The organism is Bacillus sp. FDAARGOS_527, assembly GCF_003812125.1.
GTDB lineage: Bacteria > Bacillota > Bacilli > Bacillales > Bacillaceae_G > Bacillus_A > Bacillus_A paranthracis.
Map to the genome: position 1 here is coordinate 211402 of NZ_CP033789.1, position 13285 is coordinate 224686.

Genomic DNA, 13285 nt, shown 5'->3' on the forward strand with positions numbered 1-13285 from the left:
GGGGGAGAATGTGGATTTTTATAAAGAATACAGAAAAGATTTTACCCTTGAGTTTAAAATGGAGTTAAATCAAAGTGCATATTCTATTTCTAATTATTATTTTGATGCTTCTTCCTTTTGTAGAATATATAAATTTGGAAAGTGGTTTAGCAAACTAGAAGTAGATCAAATGAATATAAGTGAACATATGACTAATTACTTTAAAATTGATTTTAAAGAAGTTGAAAAATGGAACGAGTTCTTAAGTAAACAAAAAGAACAAGACTTTGAAATAAATATACATGTGACTCATTTAAGAAGGAATTATGCTAATAGTGAAGATATCCAATTTGAAATTGTGAAATCTTGGTTTGATTTATATTTTTCATTTAATTTAAATGGAAAATTAATAAAACTTACTGATGGCACAGATTCCATATATAAAATACTAGATATGATAAAAAAGAATTTTTCTTTTTATTATACAAATTATATTTTAGATTATCCTAAAATCAATGAAGACTTAGATTTAAATCAAAGTGCGAATTTGTTGTTACCACCAACCCCTGCATCAATTCTAATTCATGAAATGATAGGACATTTCTTAGAATCAAATTCAAGTTACAATCTTGATAGAATTGGAATTAAAGAGCTTAATGTAAAAAATTTGTGTACTAGATTTTATGATGATGAAGGTATTAAAGTAAGAAATAATTTCTTTATAAAACAAGGATACATAGCAAATAAAATATACGAAAGAAAAAATAATGTTAACAAACCTTCTGGACTTGTTAAAGCCGCACCGCATTCTGGTCTAGGCCTCATCAGGTGTACAGAATTAATGACGCTTTCAGGTGGAGTGGAGGTTGGAGATTTTTACAACTTTGATAGAGAAATCATTAAATGCATTAAATTGAGTGGTGCAGAATATACTAATGGCTTTGGAATATTTCATGTTGAACATGCAGTTAAATATATTAAAGGGAAACCAGAGAAGAGTATATATCCATTTTACTTTTATATTCCTATTACTCAATTATTAAACAGAATTAGTGGAATAGGGAATGATGTAATGCTTGCTAATTCAGCACGTTGTACTAAAAATGGAATTTCAATACCAACTATCAATTATTCACCTTCAATTCTATTAAATCAAGTTACTTTATTAAGGAGATGATACAAATTCAATGGGAGTTTTTAACTGTACAAACTAACATTAGCAAAGAAGGTAATAATTATCTCGAAGAAAAAAACGAGAGTTATCGACGAATGCGAATTATATACAATAATATGATTGGGACTTTTATAACGAATCAATGTGTAGACGAAGATTTTTTAATAAAAAAAGCTTTTGAAAATTTATATCCTCTTGATGGCTTGGAAATTTCTTTCTCAAGCCATCAGTTTAATAGCGATAATCTCCATAGAAAACATATAGATGGCCCAAACAATCGCTTAAGTGTTTTGTCTAGTACAAAAGAAGAAATTAGGTATTCATTAGTTACAAGTTTTGATGGTAATATACGAGAAAAAATTATCAATAATTGGTATGAATACGATTATTTGAACCCTAAGGTAATTGCTGAGGAATTAAAATTGACTGTTACAGCTTGTATCAATAGTGTTGCTAATTTACCATGGTTGTTTACTCCTTATGCGGCATCTAAACTACTACATAGTCTGCTATTAAATATTATTATTGGAAATACGAATCTCGATTTTTCTCTAGGAAATTTAATAATTAAAGATCCAGGAACATATTCTAATTTTGATTTTGAAGGGACTAAGGTTAAAGCTATCACTTTTGTTGAAAATGGGAAGTTAATTACACCTGCATTTGATTTATTTACAGCAAAGAAAAGAAAAGTAGAGGCAACAGGTCATGGTGGGTTAAATGGTACTAGTATTCAAAATTTAATTGTAGATTCAGAGGAATTAGATATGGATAGGGTATTAGAAGATAATAACCATGTACATTTAATTTATGATGTTAACATTATTAATAATGATCTTAAGACAAAATATGTTATTTTAACTTTTTATGAATTAGGAAGTTATATGTATAAAATAGTAGACATTGAAAAGCTATTTAATAAGGGAAAGTGGATTGGTACCATTAGTATGGTGTCAACAACGATTCAAATTTCCCCAATTTCAACGAAATGAAATTCCCCATTATGAACGGCTAAATCGTTGTTTGGGCAGGATAAATTCCTGCTTTTTTCTTTTCTCGCAAACGGTAGGAGTCACCCTTGATGTTAAATGTAATCGCATGATGTAAGAGGCGATCCAAGATAGCCGTTGCCAATACATCGTCACCAAAAACTTTTCCCCATTCAAGGTACGATTTATTAGATGTTAAAATCATTGCTCCTTGTTCGTATCGCTTTGAAACAACCTGGAAGAAAACATTGGCGGTTAGTTCATCAAAAGGAAAATAACCTACTTCATCTACAATTAACACGTCTGGACGACTCCAACGATTTACGAGTCGCTGGAGTGTCCCTTTATCATTGGCCTTGCGGCACTGAGCCACTAAGTCGTCGGCCGACAAAAATAGGGCTGTATATCCTTGGGTAATCGCTTCAATCGCAAAGGAGACGGCTAAATGAGTTTTTCCTACACCCGGAGGACCCAGTAATATGCGATTTTCCCCATTGGCAATAAAGCGACATGTTAAGGTTTCCTTGACCCTTTTCTCGCTCAGACTTGGTTGAAATGTAAAGTCAAAATCATGAATCGTTTTGGTGTAAGGCAGCTTTGCCCGTTTCATTCGCTTTTCTAGTTGATCAGAATCTTGTTGCTCCGTTTCATGCAAAACGATAGTGTGAAGAAACTCAGAATATGATACATTATCCTTAGAAGCGTCTTCTAGTAAACTATCAAGTTGGTTGGCTGTATGATGCCAGCCGAGCTTCTTTAAACGCTCCAATAAGAGTTCGTTCATCATACAGACTCACCTTCTTCCAGTGCTGCGTAAGCAGCGAGAGGGCGTTTTTCCACATTTGGAGATGGGGTATGAGAGTGAAGACCGTCGGTCGCCAAATCTTCAACGTTCTTCGCTTTCTGCCCTTTTTCTTTTGTATGTAGCCCATCATAGTGTTCCATTCGGATATGAGTAGTTGCTTTTCCTGTAAGAACCGGATGTTTTGCGATACATTCACGTTCATCGTAAATCTCTAAATGATGATCGAGTGTTTCTTTAATCTTAACCATTTGTCCAGCGTAACGGTAAGGAACTGAATACCTTTTTCCGCGGTACGACACCACACAGTCCCGACTGACTTCTCTGGTTTCCCAATGTGAAGTGGGAAACAGAGGCTTCACTCCCCATATCTGCAGGAACTTCTGTTCCTGCTCAAATCGTTGAAATGGTGACTCATTAGTAGTCTGATTGGTTTTCTTGTTAGCTATCTGATCCAACCATGTACGTACGGCTTCATTTAATGCATGTAAAGTTGGTTCGTGTTTTCGCTGAAAGAAGTTATCTTTCAAATACTTAATGGTTCTTTCTACTTTCCCCTTTGTTTGCGGACGTTTAGGACGACAGGCTTTTGGCACAATCCCATAGTAGGCTAAGAAATCCTCAAACTTGCGATTGAAACGAATCTCTACAGGACTATGCTTGATTACAACGGTTTTCATATTATCATAGAGAATTTGTTCTGGTACCCCATTAAAGTAAGAAAAAGCATTCATATGACACTTCATGAGGGTTTCGAGATTCATGTTGGTTGTAAACTCTACGTACTTCATTCGGGAATAACCTAATATCATCACAAATGCATAAATGTCTTGCAGATTGCCATTCACTAAGTATTTTCCCACGTACGCCCAATCCATTTGGGCTTGTTTCCCTGGTGGTGTTTCAAACCGTAAGGTTGCCTGTTTCTTTGGCTGTTGACGAAGAGGACGAACAAAGTCTCTTAAAATTGTCATCTTCCCCTCGTAACCCATCGTTTGAATTTCCTCTAACAGTACGACACAGTTGGTTGTTCCTTCTTTGACTCGTTGAAGGATGTAGGACTTATAGGGTTCGAGCTTACTCTCTTTCTGCTGCTCGCTTGCCTTACGTTCCGGCAACTGATTGCTTTTTAGATATTTGCTGATCGTTTTACGATCGAAGCCTGTTGCTTCTGCAATGGCTGTTTTCGTCCACCCTTTCTGAAATAACTCTCTAATCATAAAAAACTCCCCAATCTTCAGCACCGTTTCTTCACTCCATCTTTGATGTTTGTTTCGAAACGATTATCTGTTATTTTTGGGGAATTTAAAACCGTTGTTATTGGGTATTTTACAATCGTTGATTACAGTATGGGGATAAAACCTTTTAAAATTAAATGGCTTTTATTAACTAAACCATTATTTATATTTGATTATTTCCAATAATAAGTTTGGATATTTGTATGTTTAAATTTAAAGAAAATGAAAAATCAGTTATATTTAAGGGGGAATAGTAAATTTAGTAAAGGGGATTATTTATGGCTGTGGAAGCAAAAATTTTATCACCCAAAATACCTAGACAATTAGATGAGATTAAAATTAGTGATAGTCACAAAGAAGAAAGACATGTTAGTACAGGAATTGTAACTAACAGTGAAATTTCTGGAGAATCTATTGACAAAATGTGTTTTGAAAAAATATTTTTTCAAAACGTTACTTTTCAAGATGTTGCATTTAGATTTGTTGAGTTGACAGACGTTATTTTTGAGAAATGTGATTTATCAAATGTTGATTTTAGTAACGCTATTATTCATAGGGTAAAATTTAAAGGGTGCAAACTATTAGGGATAAATTTATCAGAGTCTACTCTAAGAAATGTATTTTTCGATGAATGCTTTGCAGATTATGCTTCTTTTGGTTACTCTAATATAAAGAATGTTAAATTTCAGAAATGTTCGCTTAGTAATGCTGATCTTTATGAATCTAAATTTAAAAATGTAAACTTCAATGAGTGTAAAATGCATCAAGCCAATCTTGCTGGTGTAGTTCTTAAAGGTGTTGATTTAAGCACTTGTCTATTTGATAATATCACTATTTCTTTAGGGAAATTGCAAGGGTGTATAATCTCTACTGAACAGGCTATTGGATTTTCAAAACTTTTAGGGGTAATTGTTAAAGATTCTTAATAATTCCAATGGAATTAATATCTTAATACTATTAATTCCATTGGAATATATAAATCAAAAAGAGGAGGATAATTAACAATTAATTTTACATTAAATCCGTGTTTAACTTACAATTGATAAAAGAATTATTTTCCAGTATAATATATTAAGAGATTTAGTAATCGTTCATTTACCAAAAGTATATCTAAGCTAGGAGGAACATATTTTGAGTGAAAGTAAAGAAAATAAAATAATGAAAGCTAGTAATATGTTATTTTGGGGATCATCAGGAGTTTATATACTTTTAACCGCGTTTATGTATATCCTATGGGATCAGCAAGGTTTATTCTTAGAAGCAGATGCTTATAAAACTATACAAGATTACACTAAAACGGTTGCCCAAACAAATCTTTCTGTTTCCTTAGGAATAGCAGCTTTGTTAGTAGGAGTAGCAGCATTAAATTCTAAATCTATTAAAGAAGTAATACCAAATAAGGATGCATTTTTAAGTACTTTAAAAGCTATGATATTATTTGTTTTTTCTAACTTTTGTATATTAATATTAAGTTATAGTAAAGATTTTGTGATGAATCATTATCTACACGCAGGGATAATGATTTACACCTCCTTTTCATTTAGTTATTTAATGCATACAGTTATTAATTTATTCCAAGTAACGTTAGGTAAAATTAAATTCCCGAAATAATTATGAATTAAATTTGTTTTATTTGGAGATGATAGATTGTTTTATAGAGTAGTAAACATGTATAGTATTATGACTTATGATAAAGACTCATTTAAAGTTATTCAAAAAAACATACAAAATTCCAAGGGGTATATTTCCCATATTGATTCTAAAACAAATATAAGAAATATAAATTCTAGATATAGGGAATATTTAACATATAAACAAGCTGTATATACAAAGTATAAAGCATTTGATCCCATAAAGAAAAAGGAAGATGCGACCTATTCCTATATACCCCTAGTACCAAAACACGTTGATATGAAAAAATTAGATAATCTATACCAGAAATTTGGTGTGCAAGATGATTACATAAACGAATATGAAATTATTCATGAGGATCAGTCAGGTAATTATACTGCGGTTCATATACCATCTCCTATAGAATATTTAGCATATGAAAACTTGCTTAATATGGATAAAAAGTTAGCAATAGTTGATAGCGAAAGTTTGAGTAATAATTTTGTAATGCAGAATTACAAAAGGATTATCTTACTTCCTTTTGTAATAAAAAATAATGAAAAATATTCTGAAGGTTACGTTATAGCAAATATTTATGATGTTGGTATTATAACATTGCAAGTGACTGTTACTTTTGAAGATAAAAACGTTATATCAGTGCCTACTGATACTCCTAGAAGTTTTAATATACCAGAGGTTCATTTTTATGAAGTGAAAAAAAAATATACTTCTATAGATTTTTGGGAAAAATCTATTCAAAGAAATACTAATATCGATGAAATTATGTCTTACTATGTTAATCAACTTTCTACATTAAGTAAGGTAAATTTACAAGAAAATCGTATTGATCGAAGAATCAATTGGGTATTTGGTGATTATCAAATTAATAAATTTAATAATCATGAAGAATTCATTAATAGTAATGAAAGATTATATTATAGTTATTTATTTAATGGCACTAAAGAACATGTTAAAAGAAGTTTGGATAGCGAAATAACACAAACTTTAGCAGAAGCACAAATTGTAAAAAGTAAAGATAATACCTATATGTGTAGTCCTACATTTTCTATTCTTAGTTTTGGTTATACAGCTTTCCATGATTATGCTAAAAAGGTTTTAGAAAAAGATGAAAAACAACTCAAACGATTAAAAGTATATAATGAACAAATTATGCAAATATACAAAAATCAAACTTTAATCCAAATGTATGAGTATTTACGATTCTATGAATTAAGTTTTATAAAAAAACATTTTGTGCGTAATTTGTTGAATGGTATTTCTAATAATGTTTATACTGCACCAAAAGAATACAATTCTTTAAGGAGAGATTTTAATTTCTTAAAATTACGATATAATGAAGAGATTTTATTTAGTCTTGAGGGTACTGCTAAAAAATTATACAAAGATATCTTAGAAAAAACAAATACTACTCCTTTATTGAAAAATGCAGAGGATTTATTTAAAAATATTCGTGAAGATGTGATTGCTCAAAAAGAATTTAAAGTAAAATCGAATGAAACCCTAATACTTATTTTATCTTCTATTTTGACAATTGTATTAGGATATAATGGAATAAAGTTAATGGTGAATGACATACTAGTCAAAATCCCTTATATTAAGTGGTATGTAAATATGCACCCTTTACGTACCACTTTAGGGATATGGTGTTTTTTAATTTTAATTATGACATGGTTAAACTTAAAAAGGTGGAAAATGAATAGAAAGTAATTTGTGAATTAAAATTGTATTTAATGTAAAATTAGGCGAATTTAGACAAAACAGTACATTGATTATAAAATCCAATGTACTGTTTTGAAGTTTGAGGTGAAAAAATTGAGCAATCGAGAAAAACAAGTGTATCAAGCACGTGTAGAACGTCATAAAGAAAAAATGCCTTGGTATATTATTGAATATATTGAAGAGAAAACGAACCTCTCCCCTGCTACTTTGTATGGGTACTTAATTGAATATGAAATATTTTTACAATGGTTAATCTCCTCTCGTCTTGTTACAACAGATGGTGAAGTTGTAACGAAAATGCATGAAGTTCCAATTGAAACGCTGGAACACCTTCCTCTTAAACAAGTAAAAAGGTTTAAAAGTTATTTAGAGAGACAAGGTAATAAAACAAAGGCGGTTATACGAACATTTTCAGCTCTAAAGTCATTATTTAACTACCTAACAAGCAATACTGAAGATGATAATGGAGAATGTTACTTTTATAGAAATGTTATGGCCAAAATGGAAATTCATAAAGAAAAAATTGATGCTGCAGCAAGAGCAAAAGAAATTTCTGAAGTTATTTTCCACAATAATGATGACATTAAATTTATGCGCTTTTTATCCAATGAATATGAGCAAATGCTACAAGAAAATGCTCCTGGTAAGTTAAGATTCTTCAAACGCGATAGAGAACGTGATATTGCTATTCTAAGCTTAATCTTAGGTACAGGCCTTCGGGTATCTGAAGCAGCTAGTTTAACTATTTCTAGTATTAATTTTCGTACTCGTTACATTAAAGTTGTGCGAAAAGGAGATAAAAAATCATCTATTTTGGCTACACAAACAGCTCTAGATGATGTTCAAGAGTATCTTAAAGTACGTACTGCGCGTTATAAGTGCCCTGATGATGAAGATATTCTATTTGTTACGAATTATAAAGGTTCATATGCGCAAATTTCTGTTAATGCTATACAAAAACTCACAGAGAAATATACTAGAGCATTTGATGAAAAAAAGAGTCCACATAAGTTGCGTCATACATACGCAACCAATCATTATAATGAAAATAAAGATCTTGTTTTGTTGGCAAACCAAATGGGACATAATTCAATGGAAACAACATCCTTGTACACAAATATTGATGATTCTAAACGACGTGAAGCAATTGAGCGTTTAGAAAAACGGCAATTAGAAGAGAGTGATTAACGATATAATTTATTCCACTAACAAATATAAATCTAAAATTTTAGTCTATTTAATATAAAGAGTATGGTGCCATTCTAATTCTCTTTGTCTATCTTTTTCTAGTCCTTATATGTTTTTGCTGTGGCAATCCCTGCAGCTATTCCACAGCCAACGAAAGGTCTAATGATGGCTAAATTACCTGTCATACATATTGAATTTCATCCATTAACATTTATATGATAATATAAAGATATCAATGATATATAGGAGGAAGGTTTTGTTTACAAAATCAGTCATTTTAGCATAATTATTAATCTTATGATGGTTGATCTAAATCTCTCTTCCATTCTTAAATCATTTATTAAAATAAAGAAAGGATTGAAGATGTGAAATGTTTAGTGGTTTATCTATTGATACACTTGGAAAATGTTCAGCGATTATAATCGCATTTGTAGGAGCTTTGGTTTATGGAAGTAATCAATTTATAAGTATAGTGACGACTAAACCTCTCGATAAGCAACTTAAAGATCCATTCACTCAAGCTAGACTAAATTTATGGTTTTACGTTATTGGCATAATTTTGGGTACAATAGTATATTTACTTTATGCAATAATCCTTTACCAGGCCATAGGTAAATATTATAAACATAGTTTCTTTATTTGGAATGCTTTTGTTTGGTTTATACTTTTTATATATTTCACTATTACCTCAATAAGTGCAAAAAAATTACAAAATATAAGAAACAAAAGTTTACATTTTAAAATTTTAGTTTTCAATGTAATTACTAGTATTATCTTTTTCTTCTCCAGTTCGTCAGAATACCTTAATAAAGGGGAATACTTTAGCTACCTTTGGAATGGGATTCCTTTGGCATTTTTGCTTAGCTGTTTGTATTTTTTCATGCTGAACAAGATAAAGGTTGCAACAACTCAACAGATTAGCTACGATATTCAACCGATTACTGAGGATGACTTTAAAAAAGTTAAAAATTTAAAATATGAATACTCAATGGATGAAAAGAGATTAGTTTTTATTCCAAGAAAACAATCAGAAAAACAAATTCGATACGTGTGTGATTTTTCATCTAAAGTCTATTTGAAATGTACAGAAAAAATTAATCCCTAATTATATCTCGAAATTTCCCAATTAACTAAAGTCGCTAAAAGTTAACTCTTAGTGGCTTTAGTTAATTTAAGGGTCCTTTAAACTTTCACGCTACTCATTGGTGAAATAACAATTTAAAAAAAGGCGGATGTATCAATATATTCCTGATTCGCTCTAATATATTTAAATCCTACGAAAAGTCCTGAACAGTTCGTTAAATCGGAATTTAACGAACAGTTGAGGAAATGTGAGTTAAACTCCCCTCCTATCTTAATGTACTGTACAAAGGCATGAAACTCTAAACTCTCATTTTTGGGACTAGCTTGGGCCAAGAAAATCCAAACTAAAGTTTTATAGATTTACAGAACTAAATACATGTGATCTTGTGTGAACGTATATGTTTAAATACTACGTTACTTTTATTTATAAAAAAGGCATCCTAAGATGCCTATCTATTCTGTAACAAATTTAAATACATAGTACATAAAAAATAGACAAGATAGATAGGCTAGCCTGCCAGCAACGGATTCTCTCATAAATTTCATAAGTATGACTTTGACAAGCAATGCTAAGAATAACGGTATAAATAGTACCATAGCAAGTTTGATCGCTATGTCATTCATTATTGGATTAAATGGTTCGAAATTAATTATAATATTCACTTACCTTTCTCTTATCGTTCTATTTAAAGAATAAAATTATACAAATAAACTCGCTAAAAAGATACCATAAGGTTCCTTCCTCCAACTGAACAATCTTAATTTTAACCGGTTCTTTTGCAAATATAAGACGCATTTCAGGGAACAATCAGGATTCCTACCGAAATTGTTCTTTTTTGTCATATGCATGGCTTCTACTCCTATATAATATTATCCTTTATAACAAAAAAGCACTGCTATGATTTCTAGGAGTATTGAAAATGTTCTATCGTACTAAATTCACTTTATAAATAGAACATATAATAAAAGACCTTGCTACACAAAATAGCAAGGTCTAGATATAGTAAAATAAGCACCTTAGAGATTTATAGGTGCTTTTATTTAAATTCATTTCCACAAAATAAAATGTAAAAAACTAAAAAAGCAAAAAGGACACTTTTTTAGTTTTTTAGCTTCCCAGCACAAATTTGAAAAAAGATTTCAAGCTATCCTTCACTATCTTTAAATTTTCCTCTTAAATTCTTCTCAAAGATAACCCTATTATCTTCCATCTTATTATAAGTTTGAAATAAAGCTTCTCTTTTCTTTTTTCTTACCCTTGGTTCTGGAGGATAACATGACGGACATTTTGCAGCCCCTTCATGTCTAGCTTTGACCATTGCTTTATATTCATGTCCACACTTACCACAAATCCACCATGCTCTTTCGTTACATCTGGTAGATGTCTCCTCTGGTGTTGTTACACCATATACTTCTTTATTCTTTGTAGGATGCCATTCTTTTGCTATTTCTGGGTTATGAAGAGCAATTGACTGTTGATACTTTTCACAAGTTCTACATCCCTTACCATTTTTCACTCTTAAATTTATTTTTTCTCTCCACATATGACCTTCTTTACAAACCCACATTACTTCTTCATTTGAAGTATAAATTGCCTCATATGGATTTCGGAATTTCTGCCGATAACATGTGTCAAAGATACAAAACTCCTTTGCTATCTCTGGATACATTGTTGCTAATGAGTTGTCTTTGCAAACTTTCTTATTTGAACAGTATGGACACACAGTTTTATCATGAAGTCTACTTCTAACAGACTCCTTCCACTCATGACCCTTACCACATATCCACCATCTAACATTCCAATTCTCTTCATCAATCATCTCATTATCAGGTGTTACATCTGCATTTCTTTTGAAATTCCATTGCTTAGATAAATCTGGATCAATACATCTAAGTGATTTAGCTTCTATTTTATTAACATTGTTTAATTTATCTAGCTGCTGCTTTTTCTTCATACACTTTGGACAAAGCTCATCTTCAACTTTCAGCCTATCATTAGGAGTTGATCCCCAAACATGTCCCTCAGAGCACTCCCACCAAATATATTCGTAACTTCCATATGTAATATCTTCAGGATTCAAGTGACCATTCTTGATAGGATGCCATTCACTTAACAGCTTTTTAGAAAGACCTGTATTTATAAGTAAATTAATCATAGTATTCTCACCTCTATTTTTCTGATTCAATCCACCATTTGTCTGCGTTCAATTCTTCTGTAGTCATCTCATACTCATCTAATTTAACAATTTCATTTTCCCTATTAAAAAAGCAAGGCTTTACAAATATAGAAGCATTTCTATAACTATAACTTTCACCTTTATACGCTTCAATTTTAGAAATTTCTAGCTTATAAACATATAATGGATGTGAATATATTTGTCCAACTTTAAAAGTTTTATCACTATTGTTTTCCGAAGAAATCTCTTCAACTATCACTTTACTTGGAGTACCATGGAAATGACTATCCCACATTACGTTTCACCCTAACTTTAAATTTATTTAATTCTATTGTATCAGAATATTCACACGTGCAATTAGGAAAAAGGTATAATTTTATCATTATTTTCATCTATTATAATAAAATAAGTTAAAGATATTACTGGCTAAGTAGTTAAGAGTTTTTTGTCCTATGTTCAAAAGGTTTAGACTTTCATGTCCTGTTATTAAGACATGAAAGTACCTACAAAATTTATAATAATGGCTATTTATCAAAGATTCTTTATAAGTTTTTAGTTTAGAGTTTTTTGGAACTTGATTGGATAAGAAAATCAAGTTCCAAAACTTTATTGATATACAGAACTAAATACATGTAATCTTGTGTGAACGTATAGGCTTAAATACTACATTACTGTTATTTATAAAGAAAAGACATCCTAAGATGTCTTTCTACTCTGTAACAAATTTAAATACATAGTACATAAAAAATAGACAAGATAGATATGCTAGTCTGCCAGCAATCGATTCTCTCATAAATTTCATAAGTATGACTTTGATAAGCAAGGCTAAGAATAACGGTATAAAAAGTACCATAGTAAGTTTGATCGCTATGTCATTTATTGTTGGATTAAATGGTTCAAAATCAATTATAATATTTACTTACCTTTATGCAACTTCTTATTTATATAGTTTAATATAAATAAACTCGCTAAAATGATACCATAAAGTTCCTTTCTCTAACTGAACCACCTTAATTTTAACCGGTTCTGGTGCAAATATGCATGGCCTCTACTCCTATATGATATTACCCTTATATAACCAAAAAAAGCAACGCTATGGACGCTTTAGCCTACATATTCTTCAACTTTACTAAAGATACCATTAATAAATGGAGGGGTATAATTATAATCGTTATCAGTGAACATTAAAAAAGATGATTCCGATTGAATATCGGAACCATCTTTTCCGGGCTTGATTTTTCAGTTTTTTTTTATTAAACTGTCCATTTTAAAGGGTACATTTCAGTTGACTCCGCACCTTTTTA

At 30.8% G+C, this 13285-nt stretch carries 12 protein-coding genes; 7 read left to right on the forward strand and 5 right to left on the reverse strand.

Annotation, left to right across the window (positions count from 1 at the left end; all coding sequences use genetic code 11):
- Nucleotides 1-10: 10 nt before the first annotated feature.
- Entirely contained in the window at nucleotides 11-1156 is a 1146-nt protein-coding gene (locus tag EGX95_RS01205; protein ID WP_042512103.1) for a hypothetical protein, read from the forward strand.
- Entirely contained in the window at nucleotides 1153-2145 is a 993-nt protein-coding gene (locus EGX95_RS01210; protein ID WP_123805324.1) for a metallopeptidase TldD-related protein, read from the forward strand. The genes EGX95_RS01205 and EGX95_RS01210 overlap by 4 nt, the downstream gene beginning before the upstream one ends.
- Before the next feature lie 19 nt (nucleotides 2146-2164).
- Here EGX95_RS01210 and istB read toward each other — a convergent pair whose 3' ends face one another.
- Both istB and istA read right to left on the reverse strand, forming a co-directional pair.
- Nucleotides 2165-2929: an IS21-like element helper ATPase IstB gene (gene istB, locus EGX95_RS01215; RefSeq protein WP_000980839.1), complete on the reverse strand. Its 765-nt coding sequence runs from the start codon at nucleotides 2927-2929 to the stop codon at nucleotides 2165-2167.
- The gene (gene istA, locus EGX95_RS01220; protein WP_002073783.1) at nucleotides 2926-4188 is read right to left on the reverse strand and encodes an IS21 family transposase; all 1263 of its coding nucleotides are present in this window, start codon (nucleotides 4186-4188) and stop codon (nucleotides 2926-2928) included. Before istA ends, istB begins: the two co-directional genes overlap by 4 nt.
- 272 nt (nucleotides 4189-4460) lie before the next feature.
- Between istA and EGX95_RS01225 the strand changes: the two genes are divergently transcribed.
- From EGX95_RS01225 to EGX95_RS01245, 5 genes are all read left to right on the forward strand, one after another.
- On the forward strand, nucleotides 4461-5108 hold the full coding sequence (locus tag EGX95_RS01225; protein WP_042512101.1) for a pentapeptide repeat-containing protein: 648 nt from the start codon (nucleotides 4461-4463) through the stop codon (nucleotides 5106-5108).
- 205 nt (nucleotides 5109-5313) lie between these two features.
- Entirely contained in the window at nucleotides 5314-5793 is a 480-nt protein-coding gene (locus tag EGX95_RS01230) for a hypothetical protein (RefSeq protein ID WP_048520025.1), read from the forward strand.
- A gap of 69 nt (nucleotides 5794-5862) precedes the next feature.
- Nucleotides 5863-7521 carry a hypothetical protein gene (locus EGX95_RS01235; RefSeq protein ID WP_048520045.1) on the forward strand — a complete coding sequence of 553 codons (1659 nt, stop codon included), beginning with the start codon at nucleotides 5863-5865 and terminating at the stop codon, nucleotides 7519-7521.
- A gap of 105 nt (nucleotides 7522-7626) precedes the next feature.
- Nucleotides 7627-8721, forward strand: coding sequence for a tyrosine recombinase XerS (gene xerS / locus EGX95_RS01240; protein ID WP_042512099.1), 1095 nt, complete (start codon nucleotides 7627-7629; stop codon nucleotides 8719-8721).
- A gap of 370 nt (nucleotides 8722-9091) precedes the next feature.
- Nucleotides 9092-9826: a hypothetical protein gene (locus tag EGX95_RS01245; protein ID WP_048520026.1), complete on the forward strand. Its 735-nt coding sequence runs from the start codon at nucleotides 9092-9094 to the stop codon at nucleotides 9824-9826.
- Nucleotides 9827-10257: 431 nt separating this feature from the next.
- On the opposite strand, the gene EGX95_RS30605 is transcribed toward EGX95_RS01245, so the two are convergent.
- The 3 genes from EGX95_RS30605 to EGX95_RS01260 form a co-directional block, all read right to left on the reverse strand.
- Nucleotides 10258-10467 carry a hypothetical protein gene (locus EGX95_RS30605; RefSeq protein WP_001021329.1) on the reverse strand — a complete coding sequence of 70 codons (210 nt, stop codon included), beginning with the start codon at nucleotides 10465-10467 and terminating at the stop codon, nucleotides 10258-10260.
- A 482-nt stretch (nucleotides 10468-10949) separates the two neighbouring features.
- A complete protein-coding gene (locus EGX95_RS01255) occupies nucleotides 10950-11960 on the reverse strand; it encodes a zinc-ribbon domain-containing protein (RefSeq protein ID WP_000609152.1) in 1011 nt (336 codons plus the stop codon).
- A 13-nt stretch (nucleotides 11961-11973) separates the two neighbouring features.
- Nucleotides 11974-12276: a hypothetical protein gene (locus tag EGX95_RS01260; RefSeq protein ID WP_000263523.1), complete on the reverse strand. Its 303-nt coding sequence runs from the start codon at nucleotides 12274-12276 to the stop codon at nucleotides 11974-11976.
- Nucleotides 12277-13285: the final 1009 nt, after the last annotated feature.